Origin of the sequence: Leucobacter albus (assembly GCF_039528015.1) — a bacterium.
Taxonomy (GTDB): domain Bacteria; phylum Actinomycetota; class Actinomycetes; order Actinomycetales; family Microbacteriaceae; genus Leucobacter; species Leucobacter albus.
On sequence record NZ_BAAAKZ010000001.1, the window covers coordinates 73,434 to 91,376 of the forward strand.

Below are 17,943 nucleotides of genomic sequence, written 5' to 3' on the forward strand. Positions count from 1 at the left end.
AGTGGATCGCCGTAGGATTTGCCTAACGACCATTAGTTAGGCGGGGCAATGACGCGTGCGCGTATCCTCCAGGCGGCGCTCATGCGCTTCTCCGGCGGCGACTATTCCGAGACCTCGCTGAAAGACATTGCCGGCGACGTCGGCATCAAGGCGCCGTCGATCTACGCACACTTCGACAACAAGCAGCAGCTGTACATCGAGGTCTACGAGCGATCCATCGCGGAGCACCGCGAGTACTTTCGCGCGCTCATCGCCGAGACCGCAACCAGCGAGCCGCTCGAGCGCCTCAAGCGGCTCCTCCTTGGCGTGCCCGACTTTTACCGGGAGCGGCCGCAACTCTTCAAGCTTCACCTGCGCACAACCCTGAGCCACAACCTGGGCAGGGAGCGGGGCATCGCCGAGGCATTTCAGGTGTGGGACACCGAGCTCTCGGCAACCGTCAGCGAGGCATACCTCGCCGGCGTCTCTCGGGGGCAGCTCACCAGCATGCCAGCGGAGGCCTTCACGTCCCATTTCCTCGCCCTGATGGACGGCCTGTTCCTTCAGAAGGCCTACTACTCACCGGCCGTGTACGACGCGCACGTTGCCCAGACCTGGGGCGCGCTCGAGCGACTCATCGCTCCTGCGGCCCCCACGGAGACACCCTCATGACAGACAACCAGGCCGCCGCAGCGGCACCCGGGGAGGCGCCAGCGCGCCGCACCCGCTCCGACTACGAGCTCGGCACCGTGCCGCAGGGCGAGCGCAAGCATTGGCTCCCCATCGCGGGCATCTGGATAGCGGTCGGCATCGACCTCTCGGGCACCATCATGGGCGTGCAGCTCGGCAACGGCCTGCCGTTCGGCCAGGCGCTGACCGCGACGATTCTCGGCTCCGTGCTGCTCGGGCTGCTCGCGATGGCCTGTACCTACGTCGGCGCGGCGACCGGGCTGACGAGCGCGATGCTCTCGCGCGCCGTCTTCGGCCGCGTCGGCGGCCTCGTCATCGCGGTCGCGATGGCGATCTCCTCGCTCGGGTGGTTCGGCGTGCAGACAGGGTTCTTCGCAGACAACGCGCGCATCGCGGTGCACGAGCTCTTCGGCGCAGACGTCTCGGTGCACGTGTTCACCATCATTGGCGGCCTGCTCATGATGCTCACCGCGCTCTGGGGATACCGCTCGATTCAGCGGCTCAGCTCGTGGGCGGTACCGCTGCTCATCGGGCTGTTGCTGCTCGCCGTCGTGCTCGCGTTTGTGCAGTTCGGCACGGGGGACCTGCTCGCGGCCGTCGAGCCGCAGTTCAGCTTCGGTGGGGCGGTGTCGCTCGTCATGGGCATCTTCGTGTTCGGCGTGATTGTCTCGCCAGATATCGCGCGCTGGGCGCGCACGCCGAAGCAGGCGATGGCCGCCGGCTTCGTCGGATTCTTCATCGGCAACTCCCTCATCGTCATCGTCGCCCTCGTGCTCTCGCGCGTGATGGGCGTCGAAGACCTCATGCGCATGTTCTTCCTGCTCGGCCTCGGCGCGATCGCGCTCATCGTGCTCACGCTCGCGCAGTGGACGACGAACACGAACAACCTCTACTCGGCGGCGCTGAACCTCTCTGTCGTATTCCCGCGCGTGAGCCGCCGCACGCTCACGCTCGTTGGCGGCGTCGTCGCGATCGGCGCGGCGCTCGCCGGCATCTACGACGCCTTCATTCCGTTCATTTCGCTCATGGGCACGTTCATCGCGCCCTACGGTGGCGTCTACCTCGCCGAGTTCTTTACGCGCGCCCGCAGCAGGCTGCGCACTGGCGCTGACCTCGTGCCGGCCCTCGACGGCTGGGCGTTCGTCGCGTGGGGCGTTGGGTGCGCCGTCGGCATCTCGACGACGCAGCCGGGCGACGGGCTCGGGGTCGGGCTGTTCACGCTCACCACGATTCCGGCCGTCGACGCCATTCTTGCGGCCTTCGTCACCCACGCGCTCATCGGGCTCGTACGCCGCGGTGGCGACTCCGGTGCGGGCGGGGCTGACGCAGGCGCTGGTGGGGCCGCTCCCGCAGGCGGTGCGCCCGCCGTCACTGGAGAGGCCACCGCTCCGCGATCCGCCGCCACAGGCGACACCCCCGCGGCCGGCGTGCCGCTGAACACGGCGGGGTTCTACCGCCCAGCACCCGAGGCCCTCGGAGGAGCACGATGAAGACCGCAGCCCACGGATCCGCCCCCCTGCAGACAATCACCGAGGCCGACATTGACGACATCGCGATCGGCGCTGCCGTGCTCGGCACGGGCGGCGGCGGCGACCCGCACGTCGGCTCGCTGCACGCGAAGCGCGCGATTCGCCTGCACGGCGACGTGCCGGTGCTGCGCGTCGACGAGCTCGACCCCGAGGGCCTCGTCGTGCCGGTCGGCATGATCGGCGCGCCCTCCGTCTCGATCGAGCGCATCGCCGGCGCCGAGGAGCTCGGCCGCGCGCTCGACCTGCTCGAGCAGGGCACCGGCAAGCGCGTCGCCGCAATCATGCCGATCGAGATCGGCGGCGGCAACTCCCTCATTCCGATCGCGGCGGCGGCGGAGCGTGGCCTGCCAATCGTCGACGGCGACGCGATGGGTCGCGCGTTCCCCGAGGCTCAGATGGTCACCTTCCACCTCGCCGGCTACGGGCCGGGAGCGACCGTGCTCGTCGACGCGCAGGGCAACGCCGTGCTGTCATACCCCGTGAACGGCGCGTGGTCGGAGCGCCTCGCGCGCGTGCTCACGTTCGAGATGGGCGGATCCGCGACAATGATCGACTACGCCTACCCCGGCGCCGTCGCCCGCGAGTGCGCGATTCCCGGCACGCTCACGATGGCGCGCGAGATCGGCGGCATGCTCCGCAGCTCCGAGCTGCGCGACGACGAGCGCATCGGCGCGATGCTCGACAGGCTCGGCGGCTTTCGGTTGTTTGACGGCAAGGTCACCGAGATCGAGCGCGCCGTCGAGGGCGGGTTCACGCGCGGCAGGGCCGCGCTCGCAGGCACGGGGGCGGATCGCGCCTCGCAGTTCGAACTCTCGTTTCAAAACGAGATGCTGCTCGCCACCCGCGACGGCGAGGTCGCAGCGGTCACTCCCGACCTCATCGCGGTGCTCGACCAGGCCACGGGCCACCCCATCACCACCGAGACGCTGCGCTACGGCGCCCGCGTCACGGTCGTCGCGTTCCCGTGCCACCCGCAGTGGCGCTCCGAGCGCGGCATCGAGACCGCCGGCCCCGGCTACTTCGGCTACGACGTGCCGTTCACGCCGGTAGAGACACTCGCGGCCCGGGCGGCCGCGCTGGTCGCGCCGGCGGTGCCGGTCGTGCCGGCAGGATCGACAGTATCGGCCACGCTGGCCGCACGAACGGAGGCAGGCGCGTGAACTACCGCATCGGAATCGACGTCGGTGGCACGAACACCGACGCAATCGTGCTCGACTCAGACCGCAAGGTCGTGGCGTCGATCAAGACCCCGACGCAGTCGCACTCGGGCGACGGCGTCGCCGCAGCCATCGACGAGGTGCTCGCCGCGGCGGCGATCGCGCCCGGCGAGGTGCGCGCCGCGATGCTCGGAACCACGCACTGCACCAACGCGATCGTCGAGCGTCGCGGGCTCGGCCGCGTCGGCGTGCTCCGCCTCGGCGGGCCAGCGACGACCGCGGTGCCGCCGTTCGAGGGGTGGCCCGAAGATCTGCGGGCCGCGGTCGCCGGGCCGGCCTTCGTTATTGCCGGCGGCAACGAGTTCGACGGCCGCGAGATCAGCGCGCTCGATGAGGCGGGCGTGCGCGCAGCGGCCGAAGCCATGCGCGGCAAGGTCGATGCCGTTGCGGTCGTCGGCGTGTTCTCGCCCGTCGCCGATACCCACGAGCTGCGTGCGGCCGAGATCGCAGCAGAGGTGCTCGGCGTGCCAGTGTCGCGCTCCGTCGAGATCGGGTCGATCGGGCTGCTTGAGCGCGAGAACGCGACGATTCTCAACGCGGCGCTCATTCGCACCCTCGGCGACATGGCCGCCGGCTTCGAACGGGCGCTCGCGGCGCACGGCATCGACGCAGACATCTACTTCGGGCAGAACGACGGCACGCTCATGCGGCTAGAGTTCGCGCTGCGCTACCCGGTGTTTACGATCGGCTGTGGCCCCACGAACTCGATTCGTGGCGCCTCGCACCTCAGCGGCGTGAGCGACGCGCTCGTCGTCGATATCGGGGGCACCACGACCGATATCGGGGTGCTCGTCGGCGGCTTCCCGAGGCAGTCGTCGCGCGCGGCCGAGATCGGCGGTATTCGCACGAACTTCAGAATGCCAGACGTGCTCTCCGTTGGCCTCGGCGGCGGCACGATTGTGCGCGGGCACGGGCGTGGTGGCGTCGGCGCTGGCGACGCGCCCATCGTGCTCGGGCCAGACAGCGTGGGTTATCGCATCGCGACCGAGGCGCTTGCGTTCGGCGGCTCGACGCTCACGGCCACCGACATCGCGATGGCGGTCGGGCGGCTCGAGATCGCCGGGCGCGCGGCCCCAGCACTCGACCCCGAGCTCGTCGCGCAGGCCGACCAAGCCATTCGCGAGCTCGTCGAAGAGGCGATCGACCAGATGAAGCCGAGCGCGGCGCCCGTGCCAATCGTGCTTGTCGGCGGCGGGGCGCGCGTCTCGCCGGAGTCGCTCGCCGGGGTCTCTGAGGTGATTCGGCCGGAGCACGCCGGTGCCGCGAACGCCGTTGGCGCCGCCCTCGGCGATGTCGCCGGCCAGGCCGAGCAGGTATTCTCGCTGCGGGAGACCAGCCGCCAGCAGGCCGTCGAGCTCGTGCGGGGCGACGCGATCGCGCGCGCTGTGGAGGCGGGCGCAGACCCCGAGACCGTCGAGGTGCTCACGCTCGAGGAGCTGCCGGTCGCCTATATGGAAGACACGGTCATCGTGCGGGCGCGCGCCGCGGGCAGGCTCGGCTAGCGGCCCGCCCGGCGGCCCGCCCGCCCGTCCCGGCCCCGCCCGTCCCGGCCCCGCCCGTCCCGGCCCCGCCCTACATATGGCAGTTGTTGTCGCTTCCCACCGCGGGAGGCGACAACAACTGCCATATGCGTGAACGGCGGGGAGCTCCCCGTGCGGGCGGCGAGGGGAAGCCGGAGCCGGTGGCGAGCCGGGCAACCGGCTAGGGAGTGTGCCCGGTTTCGACGGGCAGCTCCGGGTGGTTCGACCACTGCGACCACGAGCCGGGGAACAGCGCGCCCTCGCCGCCAGCCAGAGCCAGGGCAAACAGGGCGTGGCTCGCGGTGATGCCCGAGCCGCAGTAGATGCCGACGCGGGGCGACGCGGCCGGCTCGCCATCGAGCGAGACGCCGACGCCAGCGAACCGGTCGCGTAGCTCGCGCGGGGAGAGGAAGCGCCCGTGCGCGTCGACATTGCCACTCGTTGGCAGGTTGCGTGCCCCGGGAATGTGGCCGGCGACGGGGTCAATGGGCTCTGACTCGCCGGCGAAGCGCTCGGGTGCTCGCGCGTCGAGCAGCGCGTGCTCCTGGGCGAACCGGCCAGCGGCCTCGAGCGAGAGGGTGGGGGAGTGGCCCGGGCGCAGCCGCACCGTGCCCGGGGTCGGCGCCGGCGCTGACTGCTCGAGCGGCAGGCCGGCCGCGATCCACCCGGCAAGGGCGCCGTCGAGCAGTGCGACGTTCGCGAACCCCGCGTCGCGCAGCACCCACCAGAGCCTGGCAGCTGCGAAGTTGCCGCCACCGTCGTAGGCGACGACCGTGTCGCCGGGGTTTAGCCCCCACCGCCGAGCGGAGTCCGTGAGCGCGGCGCCGCCGGGCAGTGGGTGCCGCCCTGCGGTCGCGGGGCCCACGTCAGAGAGCTCTGACTCGAGGTCGACGTAGACGGCGCCCGGAATGTGGCCAGCGAGGTAGTCGGCGTGACCCGCGGGGTTCGCGAGGCTCCAGCGCACGTCGAGTACGCGGGTGCGCGGCGCGGGGGCCCTGCGTGCCCCTTGCTCGCCACCGGCCAGGTCGTCTGCTGCCTCGGCCGCAGCTGCCTCAGTGGCTTCGCCTGCTTCCGCGGCGAGCCTGGCGCTGAGCGCCTCGGGGGTGATCAGCAGCTCGGCTCCGCTCGGGTAGCCGGGCTCGGGGGCGTCGTTGCGTTCGCTCATGCTGCGATGGTACGGGACGGTGCTTCGTGACGGCTCAGGATCCGCCTCGAAAATAAACATAGCACTACTATGTAATTAGGCGTATGCTGTTCGCGTGACCTCCCTTTCCCCCACCGCGCAGCCAGGCCCCGCCCACGCGGCGCTCGCGCTCGAACTCGTGCGCTCGTCGGCGCGACTCACCCGCTCGGCAAGCAAAATTCCCGGGGTGACCTACTCGTCGATCGCCTGGCGCGTGCTCGCCGACCTCGAGCGGCACGGCCCCGCGCGCATCACCGAACTCGCCGCCGCGCAACGCGTTGCGCAGCCCACGATGACCGCGCTCGTGCAGCGCCTCGAGGGCGAGGGGTGGGTGCAGCGCGAGCCAGACCCGGCAGACGGCCGGGCCACGCTTGCGACGGTGACGCCGGCCGGTCGGGCCGCGCTCGCAGGCTATCGCGCCGGCGCCGCCGCGCTCATCGCCCCGAAGCTTGTCGACCTTTCTGCGGCAGACCTTGCCGCGCTCGGCCGCGCGGCCGAACTCATGCACCAGATCGCCGACTCGACGTAATCGGGCGCGGCGCCCGGCCCAACCACCACACCACGGTCAGTACCCGCCACACTAGGCGCACCAGGCACACCACGGTCAGCACCCGAACGAAGGAACTCCCACGAACACCACGAAGCCCACGACCTCACTCCTCCGGCAGCCAACAGCCGTCTGGGCGATTGCCTTTGCCTGCGCGATCTCGTTCATGGGCATCGGCCTCGTCGACCCGATCTTGCCGCGCATCAGCGCAGACCTCGGCGCGACGCCGAGCGAAACCATGCTGCTGTTCACGAGCTACCTCTTCGTCACGGGCCTCGCGATGTTCTTCACGAGTTGGGTTGCTGGGAGGCTCGGGGTGAAATGGACCCTCATCGCAGGCCTCACCCTCATAGTGCTGTTTGCGGCCCTCTCTGGCCTTGCGGGCTCGGTCGACGCGATCATCGGGTTTCGCGCCGGGTGGGGTCTCGGCAACGCGCTGTTTCTGTCGACCGCGCTCGCCGCGATCGTGGGCGCCGCGTCTGGCGGGTCGCGGCAGGCCATCGTGCTCTACGAGGCAGCGCTTGGCATCGGCATGGCGGCGGGGCCCCTCGTCGGAGGCGCGCTCGGCGAGGTCTCGTGGCGCGGGCCGTTCTTCGGAACCGCGGTGCTCATGGGCATCGCCCTGATCGCAATCTTGGTGCTGCTGAGGTTTCCGAAGCCAAGCGCCGCCGAGGCGGCCGCCGCGCGCGCAGCAAGGCCGGGGGCGCTCGCGAGCTTTCGGGCACTGCGCAACCCCGCGTTGCTCGCGCTCTCGCTCGTCGCGGTTTGTTACAACTTTGGGTTCTTCACGCTGCTGGCCTATAGCCCCTACCCCATCGAGGGGGCTGCCCGTGTCGCCGGGCAGCAGTTCGGGGCGCACGAGCTCGGCCTGGTGTTCTTCGGGTGGGGCCTCGCGCTCGCGGTGACATCGGTCGTAGTCGCACCCGCTCTCACGCGAAGGCTTGGGCTGCGGCGGGTGCTGTTCGCCGCGCTCTCGCTATTCGCCGCCTGCCTGGTGCTGCTCGGCATCTTTGCTGAGGCGCTGCCCGCCCTCATTGCGCTCGTCATCGTGAGTGGGCTCCTGCTCGGCATCATGAACACGGCGCTCACCGAGGCCGTGATGGAGGCGACGGAGCTGCCGCGCAGCGTCGCCTCGTCGACCTATTCGGGCGTGCGGTTCGTTGGCGGTGCGATCGCGCCAGCCGTGGCAGGGCCGCTGGCCGCCGCGCTCGGGGTTGCGGCGCCGTACTGGCTCGGGGCCGCGGCGGTGCTTGCGGCGATAGTCGTACTCGCCCTCATGGGCAGGCACCTCGCCCACATCGGGGTCGAGGTCGGTGCTGCCCTTGGGGCTGGGGCTGGGGCTGGGGCTGGGGCTGGGGCTGGTGCTGGGGCTGGTGCCGGGGCTGGGGCTGGTGCCGGGGCTGGGGCTGGGGCGGAGCCCGAAACCGAGCGCGAGGCCGAGCGAGAGGCCGAGGCTGAGGCCCGAGCGATCGGCCTGGGAGACGCGAGCTAGCGCCCTGCCTGAGCGTGCGGCTGCTCGCCGGCCTGGGCTTCGACGCGGGCAGCGAGCTCGTAGACACGGTCATCGAGCTTCTCAATGCGTTGCTCGACCCGTGTCAGGCGGTCGTCGATGCTCGCGAGATGAGCGTTCGTGGTCTCAAACTGCCCGGCGAACTTGATGTCGAGTGCAGAAATCTGGCCGCTGAGTTTCGACTCCAGGGTGTCGCTCCGGTCATTGAGATGAGTGCCAACGGCGACGATCTGCCACGTGAGCCGGGAGTCGAGCTCGTCGATCTTGCCGCTGAGTGTAGCCTCGAGCTCTGCAATCTGCCCCGAGAGTTTGGCGTCGAGTGCGCCGATGTGGCCCGAGAGTTTGGTGTCGAGCGCGCCGATCTGGCCCGAGAGTTTTGTGTCGAGCGCGCCGATCTTGCCCGAGAGTTTGGTGTCGAGTGCGCCGATGTGGCCAGTGAGCTTGGTGTCGAGTGCGCCGATGTGGCCAGTGAGCTTGGTGTCGAACTTCACGTCGAGCGCACTCAGCGCCGCGGTGAACGCCGCGGTGAGTCGCTCTTCGGAGCGTCTGATCGCCCCTAGCGTGAACCGCCCGAGCGTGAGCGCGGCGATAGCGATACCGAGAAGGCTCGCGATGGTGTCGATATACGGTGACATGGCGCTCCTCTCGGTGTTGGGCAGGCGGCCAGTCGGTTGGCTATTACGCTACGCACGTTGCCAACGGGTTGCAATCACCGCACGCAAGATGTGGAAAACTCCCCATCGCGGCCCGAGTTGGCCGCGATGGGGAGAACGATTGGCCCGAGCGCCAGGCCCCGAGCGCCAGGCCAGCAGCCGACCCGAGCGCCCGCGGGCGGCGGTGCCGCCCTACTTCCCGCCGGCTGCGAGCCGCATCAGATCAGAGTCGAGGTTGATGCCGAGCTCGGTGCCGCCGGCGCTGCCGTAGGAGTGCTGGTAGCTGTCCCAGCCCTCGCCGCGCGCGTTCTCGCGGAACCCGCCAGCGACAAGCGCGATCAGCTCGGTCGCTGCGCGATCCACACGCCCGCCGAACTCGCCGCTGTTCCAGTCATCAGGGGAGCTCACGAGCGAGGTCGGCGCAGTCACGGTGCGCAGATAGGAGAAGAATCCGCGAAGCTGGTCGTCGACGACGAGCGAGTGCCGCGGGCTACCAGCGGTCGCAGCGAGCAGCACCGGGGTGCCAATGAGCAGGTCGTTGTCGAGCACCTGGAAGAACGAGGTGAAGAGACCGCTCGCCGCCGCCTTATAGACGGGGGTCGCCGCGATGATCGCGTCGGCGTCGCGGAGAATCTCGCTCGCGCGCTCGAGCTCCGCTGAGACGAGCTGAGTGGTGAGTGCCGCGACGATATCGCCCGCCAGCGGGCGCAGGTCGATGACGCGCGCCTGCATGTCGATGCCACGGCGCTCGGCTTCGGCGAGTGTCTTTGTGGTCGCGCGATCGGCGAGGAGTCTCGTGGTTGAGGGATCGCTGGTGCCCGCGTTGACGACGACGAGCTGCTTGGTGTCTGCCATGATCTGCTTTCTGAGTCTCTGGGTAAAGCTGTTGTACGGGATTATGCGGTGCGGGCGGCCACGAGCTTCTGCGTGAGCCGCTGCAGTTCGCGCAGCTCTTCTGGTGCAAGTGCGCGCATCGCCTGGCCGATGTCGCGGCCGTGGGCGCGCCCAACCTCGCGCTGCACGCGAATGCCTTCTGCGGTGATCTCGATGAGTACGGCTCGGCCGTCCTCGGGGTTCGGTTTCCTAATGACGAGGCCGCGCGAAACGAGGCGATCCACCATGCGCGAGAGGGCCGGCTGGCTGAGCAGGACGTCCTCCTGCAGGTCGCACAGCCGCATCGCATCGCCGCGCTTCACGAGCGTGTAGAGCACGTCGTACTCGCGCATGCTCGCCTCGCCCCAGATGGGCTTCGCGGCGAAGTCGCCCGACAGACGCGCGTGCGCGGTCATGAGAGACTCCCACGCCTCGTTGGCGAGCCGAATATCTGTTCTGTGTGTGCTCACGGTCGTGCTCCTCTGGGGTGGTGTGATGAGCTGCGGTGCGGTGCGGTGCGGTGCGGTGCGGTGCGGTGCGGTGCGGTGCGGTGCGGTGCGGTGATGCGGCGGTGCGGATCCCGGCCCGGCCAGCCGCGAAGGCTGACCGGGCCAAGGGCTGGCTACAGCCCGAACGCCGAACCGGCCTTCGCCTTGCTGTCCTGGTAGGGCGATCCGCCCGTGACGTTGTCGCCGCGGTTCGGGTTCGGGCGCGGCTGGCGGGGCGCCTCGTCACCGTACTTCGCCTTGATGAGATCGGCGTGTGAGGGGGCCTCGGGCACCTCGGGGTCGCGCAGCTTCGCGAGCTCTGCGCGCAGCACCGGCAGCACCTCGGAGCCCAGCAGGTCGAGCTGCTTGAGTACGGTGTCGGTGGGAAGCCCCGCGTGATCCACCAGGAACATCTGGCGCTGGTAGTCGCCGAACGTCTCGCGGAACGAGAGCGTCTTGTCGATGATCTCCTGCGGGCTGCCGACGCTCAGCGGCGTCTGGTGCATGAAGTCTTCGAGCGATGGGCCGTGACCGTAGACCGGGGCCTCGTTGAAGTACGGGCGGAACTCGCGGAGCGCGTCTTGCGAGTTCTTCGCGACGTACGCCTGGCCGCCAAGGCCGACGATCGCCTGCTTCGCCTTGCCGTGCCCGTAGTGCTCGTAGCGCTGGCGGTAGAAGTTCACGAGGCGCAGCGAGTGCGCCGACGGCGCGAAGATGTGGTTCGAGAAGAAGCCGTCGCCGTGGAACGCGGCCTGCTCGGCGATTTCGGGGGTGCGGATCGAGCCGTGCCACACGAACGGTGGCACATCGTCGAGCGGGCGCGGCGTCGAAGTGAAGCCCTGCAGCGGGGTACGGAAGTTGCCCTCGTGGTCGACGACGTCCTCGCGCCACAGTCGGTGGAGCAGGTTGTAGTTCTCGAGCGCGAGTGGCAGCGCTGAGCGAATGTCTTTGCCGAACCATGGGTAGACGGGGGCGGTGTTGCCGCGGCCGAGCATGAGGTCCATGCGGCCGCCCGCGAGGTGCTGCAGCATCGCGTACTCTTCGGCGATGCGCACGGGGTCGTTCGTCGTGATGAGCGTGGTGCTGGTCGACAGCTTCAGCGTCTTGGTCTGCGCCGCGAGGTAGGCGAGGAATGTCGTCGGGCTCGACGAGAAGAAGGGCGGATTGTGGTGCTCTCCGATCGCGAAGACGTCGAAGCCGACCTCCTCAGCGTGCGTGGCGATCTTGGCGAGGCCGGTGATGCGCTCGGCTTCGCTCGGGGTGTCGCCGCTGACGGGGTCGCGGGTGACGTCAGAGACGGAGAAGATCCCGAATTCCATGGTGTGCTCCTGGGTGTTGGTGCTGTGGTGCGGTGGTGTGCGCCGGCGCGAACCCTGGGCAGTGCCCCGATCCACACATTTACATGCGCTTGCATATAAATGTAACGGGAAAGGCTGAGAAGTATTCCCGTGCATCTAAATTGGTGCGCTGGGCTTTCTTTATGCGCTGGGCGTTGAAGCCGCCGGGCGCTAGAACACCATCGGGCGGTCGTAGTCGTCTTCGAAGGTGCCGCCCAGCAGGCTCGGATCGATGTCGGCGACGACGGGAACGTGGTCGCTCGGGGCGTCGCCGCGCCGCTCGTCGCGGTGAATGCTCGCGCCAGTCACCGTGTCGGCGAAGGCCTGCGAGCCCATGATGAAGTCGATGCGCATTCCCTCGTTCTTCGGGAAGCGGCCTGCCTTGTAGTCCCAGAAGGTGAAGCCCTCAGGCACGATCGGGCGCACGACGTCTTGCACGAGCGGTGCGAACGACTCGAACGCCGCGCGCTCGGCGGGCGAGACGTGGGTCGAGCGGCCGAGCACGAAGCTCGGGTCACCCATGTCGGCGTCGAACGGGGCGATGTTCCAATCGCCCATGAGCGCGAGCGGCAGGTCGGGATCCTCGTCGAGCCAGGCCTCCGTGTTCCGGCGAAGCGCGGCGAGCCACTCGAGCTTATACTCGAGGTGCGGGTCGTCGAGCGAGCGCCCGTTCGGCACGTACAGGCTCCAGAGGCGCAGGTCGCCGACGGTGACGCCGAGCGCGCGGGCCTCGAGCGGCAGGCCGTTCGGCCCGGTGCCCTGGTGCTCTTCCTGCCCCTTGATTGGCTTGCCGAACCCGGGCATGCCGTCGAAGCCGTGCGCGACGTCGGTCATCTCGTGGCGGCTCGCGAACGCGACGCCGTTCCACTGGTTCAGGCCGTTGATCTCGAGGTGGTAGCCAGCCTGTTCGAAGGCCTCGACGGGAAACTGGTCGGGGCGGCACTTGATCTCCTGCATGGCGAGCACGTCGATATCCTCGCGCTGCAGCCAGTCGACGACGCGACCGAATCGAGTGCGGATCGAGTTGACGTTCCAGGTGGCGATGCGCATGCGTCAAGCCTAGCCGGGTTGCTCGTGGTGGGCGGATCCGCGAATGAGTCCTGTATAGAATTTTTGTCTAACTTCTGTTCTTTATGTCCATTTAGGGTGAAAAATGACTAGAGTGAAGTCATGGCAATGACGTACGATCTCGCTATTACCGGGGGCAAGCTGGTGTGTGGTTCCGCCGTGAAGCTAGGCGATATTGGTATTCGTGGCGGTGAGATCGTTGATATCTCTGACCCAGGAGAGCTCCCAGGCGGCGCGATACGAACGATTGATGCCGAAGATAACTTGGTGATGCCGGGTCTCGTTGACCTACACGTGCACCTAGCGGAAGAAGACTCCGGGGAGCAGGGCCATGGCATGCTGGCCAGGGCCGGGGTGACAACGGCGCTAGACCTGACCGGGCCAACAGAAGAAACGGTTCGCCTTGCAGCAACACACGGGGCGGGGCTCAACATCGCCGTCGTCGAAGCCATTCGACCTGAGAAGCACCTGCCGCTGCGGCCCACCCCCGGCCAAATTCGCGATGCGCTCTCTCGCATTCTCGCGGCTGGCGCGATCGGCGTGAAGCTGCACATCGACGCTGGTTGGGGCCCAGACGAGACCGCCGCGATTATTGCCGAGGCTGCAAAACAGCAATTGTGGATCGCGTTGCACTGCGGAACGACGGCCTCGGCAAGCGACCTCACAGGCCTCGAAGAGGGGCTACGGCTCGCCGATGGCGCGCGAGTGCAGATCGCGCACGTCAACAGCTACTGTCGCGGAGATATTGCTGACCCTGTGCGTGAAGCAGAGCGGGCCATTGAGTTACTGCGTGCCGCGCCCAATGCGGTGGGCGAGTCATACCTCGACCGCTTCAATGCGACCTCGGGTCACTGTATCGACGGGGAGCCGGTGAACCGACGTCTCCGCGGGTGGCTGGAGCGCGCCGGGTTCGAGCCAACTGAGCGAGGAGTCGTGCGGGCGATTCGAGCTGATTGGGCGGGGGTGGTGGTGCAGGGCGACGAGGTGACAGGCCTCGTCTCTGGTGAGGCCGGCGTCGCCCACTATCGGGCAGCGGGCACGCAGACGCTACTGTGCCTTCCCGTGAACCCAGCGGCCTCGAGAGTGCTCCTCGCGGCATCGAAATCGGCGACCGGGGCGTTTGATGTGCCTGCGCTCGCGACCGATGGCGGCGGAATTCCGAGGAACACGACGCTGTCAGCCGGGCTTGCGCTTGTCGAGCTGGGGTTTCTTACCCTGCCCGAGCTTGTACAGAAGGCCTCGACGACCCCGGCAGGCCTCCTCGGGCTGCAAAACAAGGGGACGCTCAGCGATGGAGCCGATGCCGATGTCACGATCGTGGACGCGCGCACGAGAGCGGTCTCCGCGACAATCGCCGGTGGGCGGATCGTGTACTCGGCCGGACAGACCCTGCGTGAGACATCGCGCCTACTCACAACGAGAGCAGAAGCTTGCGGGTGGGCAGGGCCGAAGACAGCATTGGAACTCGCAAGTTCAGGGCTTATCTCGGGGCAGTGGTAGCGGGGATGACAGCGGAGTTCTTTGCGCAGTTGTGCGAGGTCGGTGAGCGAGCAAGAATCGCCACCGACACTCCGGGGCTGGCGCTCGCCTATGCGAGCGGCTCGGGGCAGACGTGGTTCGCGGGCCTCGGTGTCGCCGACGTCGCAACAGGCACACCCATCGACGCAGGCACGGTATTCCGCTGGTGTTCGCTCACCAAACTGCTTGTCGCCGAGACTGTGATCGGGCTTGCCGCAGGCGACTCGAGTCTTCTCGATACGCCGGTCACCCGCATTCTCACGGGGCTCAGGGAGCCGTTCACCGGGGTCACTGTGCAGATGCTGCTCGACCACACGAGCGGGATAGAAGGGGAGTGGCCGGTGTCGCTTGCCGAGTTTGGAAACGGTCGTGACGCGCTCGAAAGGTTCGTTCGGGCCGCGGGCGAGTTGCGCGCGTTCGCGCCTCCTGGGGAGCTCTTTGGCTACTGCAACCCTGGCTACTGGCTATTGGGGGCCGTCATCGAGAAGTTGACGGGCACGGACGTGGAAGACGCGCTGCGTGCGAGCATCGTGCAACCCACGTCTCTCGCGACCCTCTTTACGGAGGGGCAGCGCAGGGAGCGCGAAGGCGAGCCAGCCCAGTTCTGGGCGGGGGGCAAACCCGCGAACGTCGCCACTCCGTACATATGCGCAGCGGCAGGGCCCCACCCGAACGGCTGGGACAGGATGCCGCGCGCAAGGGTCGCGAGCGGTGGCGCCTGGGGGAGTGTTGGTGACGCCATCCGGTTTGGCCTCGCCATGGTGGAGCGCCCGGAGAGCGCGTGGCACCTTCGCGCCGGTCGCGCCGTTCAGACGGGCGAGCCGGGAGGGTATCAAGGGCTTGGGTGGAGAATGCAGCGTAGGGTGCGGGGCACGTCGTTTGGCCACAGCGGCTCCTACGACGGCTATGTGACGCAGCTGCAAATCTTTCCTCGGTCTGAAACGCATGGAGAAGGTGGTGTGCTCGCCATCTTCGCTAACAGTGATTCCGGTGCCGGTGTGCGCTCGGCGGTACTGAACTTCGCGCTTGAGCGCCTCCACGGTGAGGTTGTGCACCCGCAGGTTCAGCCTGCGCCTGCGCCGTCAGACTTCGCCGGCAGCTATGGTTTCCCGGAAATCGGGAGCATCGAGCTCGAGTTCAGTTCTGGAGTCGCGGCCGGCGGTGAACTGACAGTTCGCGCATCGGGCGAACCGGGTCGAGGCTTTCGGGTCGCTGCTGCCGAGGGTCACGGCCGTCTGTACCGAGTCGCCGAAGGGCCATTTGCTGGCCAGGCGCTCGAGTTGCTCCCGCTCGGTGATGGGCCTGGGCGGGCGATCCGACTTGGTGGGAGGCTCGGTGGTCGACTTGAAGCCCGAGCTGGTGGCCACGCGGAGGCGGGCCTCGCTGCGCAGCTGGGGGAAGATCATGGATGAGTCAGGGTGGATCGGGGCAGCTGAGCGTTGGCGGGCGACCTGCCGCGTGACGCCCGCGGTCGCGGTCGACGTTGCCGCGGCGAATGCGAATGTCGGTGAGGTCGCTCGCTACATTGCGATGTGCGGTGGCGAGTGGCGTGCTCACGTGAAAACGGTGCGCACCGCCTGGGGTGTGCGTATGCTCCTTTCGCACGGCGTGCGGGCAGTCAAAGCGTCGACGATAGGCGAGGCCTACGCCGCAGCCAGCGCTGGTTGTTCGGATGTGCTGTTGGCGTACCCAGCGCTTGAGCCCAAGCTCGCCGCGCTCGGCAGGCTCGCGGAGCGGTTCCCTGCCGTGCGCTTTAGCGCGCTCATCGACACGCACGAAGCGATCTCTGCCTGGCCCGCCACGAGCGGCGTTGCCGCGATGATCGATCTTGACACTGGTATGCGTCGCACCGGTATTGAGGTGGCCGACACCGGCGCGGTTATCGACCTCGCCCGAGGGCTCGCCGAGAGCGGGGTCGAGCTCGCCGGGCTGCACAGCTATGACGGGCACCTCGCGGCGGTGCCGGTTGGTCAGCGCCTCGCTGAGGTGAGAGCTGCCACGCATCTGGTCAATCAGTGCGCCACGGCTCTTACCGACGCTGGTGCCCGGGTGCCTGAAATCGTGGCAGGGGCGACGCACACGCTCGAGGAGCATCTCGCCGTACTGGGAGAGCCAGGGGAAGACGGGGCGAGCGAGGCGCGCAGAACATTCGGGCCAGGAACGCTCGCGCTACTCGACGGCCGAAGCCGACAGCGGCTGTCTGATGACGGGAGCGTGCTCAAGGTTGTGCCAGCAGCGATGGTGTTCGCACGGGTCGTGAGCCGCAACGGCTCGCGCGTGACCCTCGACGCCGGAGCAACCGCGATCCAGGCTGATGCGGGCAAGCCCCACGCGCGCGTGCTCGGGGCCAGTGCTGCCGCGACTGTGCGGGGCCTGAGCCAGGAGCATCTCGTCATAGAAGAGCCCTCGGTGGCGTGGCGCGTGGGCGATGTCGTCCCCGTGCTGCCCTGGCACATAGACACCGCTCTGAGCCAGTTCCGCGAGATCGTGCTCCTCGGCGACGGCGAGGTGGGGCTGAGCGAACCCGTAGTTGGGCGTCACTGAGTCGCTGGGTCGCTGAGCCACCGAGCCACCAAGCCACCGAGTCGCTGCGGAGCGGCAGAGCCTATTTTTCGCCGTCTTCGTTTCTGATTCGTACGAGGTAGTTGTAGACGGTGGCTCGCGAGAGCCCGAGGCGTTCCGCGATCACTGGTACGGAACGCTTGAGCTGAATCACCCCTGACTGCTCGAGCAGGCGGAACACCTCGGTGCGCTCGGCCGTCGTCAGCCGTGTGAGTGGATGGCCGAGTACGGCCTCTGCTTCGGCGAGCGCGGAATCGATGACTGCGTCGGGGTCGGGGCTAAACGTGGTTTGGGGCGCTTCGCGTTCGTCGCTGACGCCGGTGAGCTGGTCGATGAGGCGCCCAACGTTGCGTAGCTCGGTGATATCGATGTTCATGCAGAGCGCGCCGATGACATTGCCGGCCGAGGTGCGGAGCAGGAGCGTTGACGACTTGAGCACTCGGCCGTCGGGGAGCCGTGTGATGTAGTTGAGGTCGTTTTCGGCTGCGTCGCCCTGTCTCAGCATGTTCAAGCCGATCAAGCTCATCGGTGAGCCGGTTTCTCTGCCGGTGATGCTGCCCGCGACCGCGACGACCGAGTGGTCTTTGTTGCGGTAGTCATGCAGTACGACCTCGCAGTGGTCGCCGATGGTCTTTTGAATCCCGTCGATGATCAACGCGTACGAATTGAGGATGCCTTCGACCTCGGGCGAGTTCTCGACGTTCGGGATAGGAGCCATGCTCGGAATTGTAGTGAGTGTGCTCAATTCGTGCTCGCTTGGCCTCCGTCGGTGAGCAGAACCGCCTCGACTTCGACCGGTGAGTTCATGGGCAGCCTCGGGACGCCGACGGCTGATCTCGAGTGCTCGCCAGCGGTGCCGAGTACTTCGACGAAGGCCCGTGAAGCCCCGTCGGCAACGAGATGGTGAGAGAAGAAATCGTCTGCCGTTGACACGAACGCGGTCATCTTCACGATTGCCTTGACGCGGTCGAGGCTTCCCAGCGCCTCTGCGGCGTGAGCAAGAACGTTCAGTGCGCAGATTCTTGCGGCCTGCTGGCCCTGCTCCAGCGTGAGATCTGACCCGACCCTGCCGCGAAGCGGAAACTCTCCGTTCGAGAAGGCAACCTGGCCTGAAATGTACAGGCGGTCACCCTCGAAGCGGTAGGGCAGGTAATTTGCGAATGGTGGTACCGCCTCGCCTGTCGTTTGGTGATGTGCGGTGGTGTTGTTCTCGGGCATGACTCTCCTTCGTCGTGTGATCAGCCTATGGGTTCTTAGAATTTCTATCAA

Annotated in this window: 17 protein-coding genes; 9 read left to right on the plus strand and 8 right to left on the minus strand. The window is 67.9% G+C overall.

The window, feature by feature from the left end; all coding sequences use genetic code 11:
• Positions 1-48: 48 nt before the first annotated feature.
• The 4 genes from ABD115_RS00325 to ABD115_RS00340 are packed head-to-tail and all read left to right on the plus strand — an operon-like array spanning position 49 to position 4,917.
• Positions 49-651, plus strand: a complete 603-nt coding sequence (locus ABD115_RS00325) for a TetR/AcrR family transcriptional regulator (RefSeq protein ID WP_343957030.1) — start codon at positions 49-51, stop codon at positions 649-651.
• Entirely contained in the window at positions 648-2,159 is a 1,512-nt protein-coding gene (locus tag ABD115_RS00330; protein WP_343957032.1) for a cytosine permease, read from the plus strand. The genes ABD115_RS00325 and ABD115_RS00330 overlap by 4 nt, the downstream gene beginning before the upstream one ends.
• Positions 2,156-3,358 (plus strand): S-methyl thiohydantoin desulfurase family protein, encoded by a 1,203-nt coding sequence (locus ABD115_RS00335; protein WP_343957034.1) that lies wholly within the window; start codon positions 2,156-2,158, stop codon positions 3,356-3,358. Before ABD115_RS00330 ends, ABD115_RS00335 begins: the two co-directional genes overlap by 4 nt.
• Positions 3,355-4,917 carry a hydantoinase/oxoprolinase N-terminal domain-containing protein gene (locus ABD115_RS00340; RefSeq protein ID WP_343957036.1) on the plus strand — a complete coding sequence of 521 codons (1,563 nt, stop codon included), beginning with the start codon at positions 3,355-3,357 and terminating at the stop codon, positions 4,915-4,917. Before ABD115_RS00335 ends, ABD115_RS00340 begins: the two co-directional genes overlap by 4 nt.
• Before the next feature lie 199 nt (positions 4,918-5,116).
• Here the strand turns inward: ABD115_RS00340 and ABD115_RS00345 are convergent, their stop codons facing one another.
• Entirely contained in the window at positions 5,117-6,100 is a 984-nt protein-coding gene (locus tag ABD115_RS00345; protein WP_343957039.1) for a sulfurtransferase, read from the minus strand.
• 94 nt (positions 6,101-6,194) lie between these two features.
• Between ABD115_RS00345 and ABD115_RS00350 the strand changes: the two genes are divergently transcribed.
• The gene (locus ABD115_RS00350) at positions 6,195-6,647 is read left to right on the plus strand and encodes a MarR family winged helix-turn-helix transcriptional regulator (protein WP_343957041.1); all 453 of its coding nucleotides are present in this window, start codon (positions 6,195-6,197) and stop codon (positions 6,645-6,647) included.
• A 184-nt stretch (positions 6,648-6,831) separates the two neighbouring features.
• The gene (locus ABD115_RS00355; RefSeq protein WP_382389496.1) at positions 6,832-8,157 is read left to right on the plus strand and encodes an MFS transporter; all 1,326 of its coding nucleotides are present in this window, start codon (positions 6,832-6,834) and stop codon (positions 8,155-8,157) included.
• Here ABD115_RS00355 and ABD115_RS00360 read toward each other — a convergent pair.
• From ABD115_RS00360 to ABD115_RS00380, 5 genes are all read right to left on the minus strand, one after another.
• Positions 8,154-8,810: a hypothetical protein gene (locus ABD115_RS00360; protein WP_343957043.1), complete on the minus strand. Its 657-nt coding sequence runs from the start codon at positions 8,808-8,810 to the stop codon at positions 8,154-8,156. The two genes, ABD115_RS00355 and ABD115_RS00360, sit on opposite strands and share 4 nt — an antisense overlap.
• 210 nt (positions 8,811-9,020) lie before the next feature.
• A complete protein-coding gene (locus tag ABD115_RS00365; protein WP_343957045.1) occupies positions 9,021-9,683 on the minus strand; it encodes a CE1759 family FMN reductase in 663 nt (220 codons plus the stop codon).
• A gap of 41 nt (positions 9,684-9,724) precedes the next feature.
• Complete coding sequence (locus tag ABD115_RS00370) at positions 9,725-10,171, minus strand: MarR family winged helix-turn-helix transcriptional regulator (protein ID WP_343957047.1); 447 nt, start codon at positions 10,169-10,171, stop codon at positions 9,725-9,727.
• A 152-nt stretch (positions 10,172-10,323) separates the two neighbouring features.
• On the minus strand, positions 10,324-11,508 hold the full coding sequence (locus ABD115_RS00375; RefSeq protein WP_343957049.1) for a CE1758 family FMN-dependent luciferase-like monooxygenase: 1,185 nt from the start codon (positions 11,506-11,508) through the stop codon (positions 10,324-10,326).
• Between the two features lie 189 nt (positions 11,509-11,697).
• Complete coding sequence (locus ABD115_RS00380) at positions 11,698-12,576, minus strand: exodeoxyribonuclease III (protein WP_343957051.1); 879 nt, start codon at positions 12,574-12,576, stop codon at positions 11,698-11,700.
• Between the two features lie 120 nt (positions 12,577-12,696).
• Here ABD115_RS00380 and ABD115_RS00385 point away from each other — a divergent pair, with 120 nt between their 5' ends.
• Genes ABD115_RS00385 through ABD115_RS00395 form a run of 3 tightly spaced genes read left to right on the plus strand, consistent with a single transcriptional unit; the run spans position 12,697 to position 16,656 of the window.
• A complete protein-coding gene (locus ABD115_RS00385) occupies positions 12,697-14,094 on the plus strand; it encodes an amidohydrolase family protein (protein ID WP_343957053.1) in 1,398 nt (465 codons plus the stop codon).
• Positions 14,095-14,099: 5 nt separating this feature from the next.
• A complete protein-coding gene (locus ABD115_RS00390) occupies positions 14,100-15,524 on the plus strand; it encodes a serine hydrolase domain-containing protein (protein WP_343957055.1) in 1,425 nt (474 codons plus the stop codon).
• Positions 15,517-16,656, plus strand: a complete 1,140-nt coding sequence (locus tag ABD115_RS00395; protein WP_343957057.1) for an alanine racemase — start codon at positions 15,517-15,519, stop codon at positions 16,654-16,656. Before ABD115_RS00390 ends, ABD115_RS00395 begins: the two co-directional genes overlap by 8 nt.
• Positions 16,657-16,717: 61 nt before the next feature.
• On the opposite strand, the gene ABD115_RS00400 is transcribed toward ABD115_RS00395, so the two are convergent.
• A complete protein-coding gene (locus ABD115_RS00400) occupies positions 16,718-17,392 on the minus strand; it encodes a helix-turn-helix transcriptional regulator (RefSeq protein ID WP_343957059.1) in 675 nt (224 codons plus the stop codon).
• 23 nt (positions 17,393-17,415) lie between these two features.
• Complete coding sequence (locus tag ABD115_RS00405; RefSeq protein WP_343957061.1) at positions 17,416-17,892, minus strand: RidA family protein; 477 nt, start codon at positions 17,890-17,892, stop codon at positions 17,416-17,418.
• Positions 17,893-17,943 lie beyond the last annotated feature (51 nt).

Coding starts and splice junctions, on each gene's coding strand:
- ABD115_RS00325 (WP_343957030.1), top strand. CDS start 49: ATGACGCGTGCGCGTATCCTCCAGGCGGCGCTCATGCGCTTCTCCGGC.
- ABD115_RS00330 (WP_343957032.1), top strand. CDS start 648: ATGACAGACAACCAGGCCGCCGCAGCGGCACCCGGGGAGGCGCCAGCG.
- ABD115_RS00335 (WP_343957034.1), top strand. CDS start 2,156: ATGAAGACCGCAGCCCACGGATCCGCCCCCCTGCAGACAATCACCGAG.
- ABD115_RS00345 (WP_343957039.1), bottom strand. CDS start 6,100: ATGAGCGAACGCAACGACGCCCCCGAGCCCGGCTACCCGAGCGGAGCC.
- ABD115_RS00355 (WP_382389496.1), top strand. CDS start 6,832: ATGGGCATCGGCCTCGTCGACCCGATCTTGCCGCGCATCAGCGCAGAC.
- ABD115_RS00360 (WP_343957043.1), bottom strand. CDS start 8,810: ATGTCACCGTATATCGACACCATCGCGAGCCTTCTCGGTATCGCTATC.
- ABD115_RS00365 (WP_343957045.1), bottom strand. CDS start 9,683: ATGGCAGACACCAAGCAGCTCGTCGTCGTCAACGCGGGCACCAGCGAT.
- ABD115_RS00375 (WP_343957049.1), bottom strand. CDS start 11,508: ATGGAATTCGGGATCTTCTCCGTCTCTGACGTCACCCGCGACCCCGTC.
- ABD115_RS00380 (WP_343957051.1), bottom strand. CDS start 12,576: ATGCGCATCGCCACCTGGAACGTCAACTCGATCCGCACTCGATTCGGT.
- ABD115_RS00385 (WP_343957053.1), top strand. CDS start 12,697: ATGGCAATGACGTACGATCTCGCTATTACCGGGGGCAAGCTGGTGTGT.
- ABD115_RS00390 (WP_343957055.1), top strand. CDS start 14,100: ATGACAGCGGAGTTCTTTGCGCAGTTGTGCGAGGTCGGTGAGCGAGCA.
- ABD115_RS00395 (WP_343957057.1), top strand. CDS start 15,517: ATGGATGAGTCAGGGTGGATCGGGGCAGCTGAGCGTTGGCGGGCGACC.
- ABD115_RS00400 (WP_343957059.1), bottom strand. CDS start 17,392: ATGGCTCCTATCCCGAACGTCGAGAACTCGCCCGAGGTCGAAGGCATC.
- ABD115_RS00405 (WP_343957061.1), bottom strand. CDS start 17,892: ATGCCCGAGAACAACACCACCGCACATCACCAAACGACAGGCGAGGCG.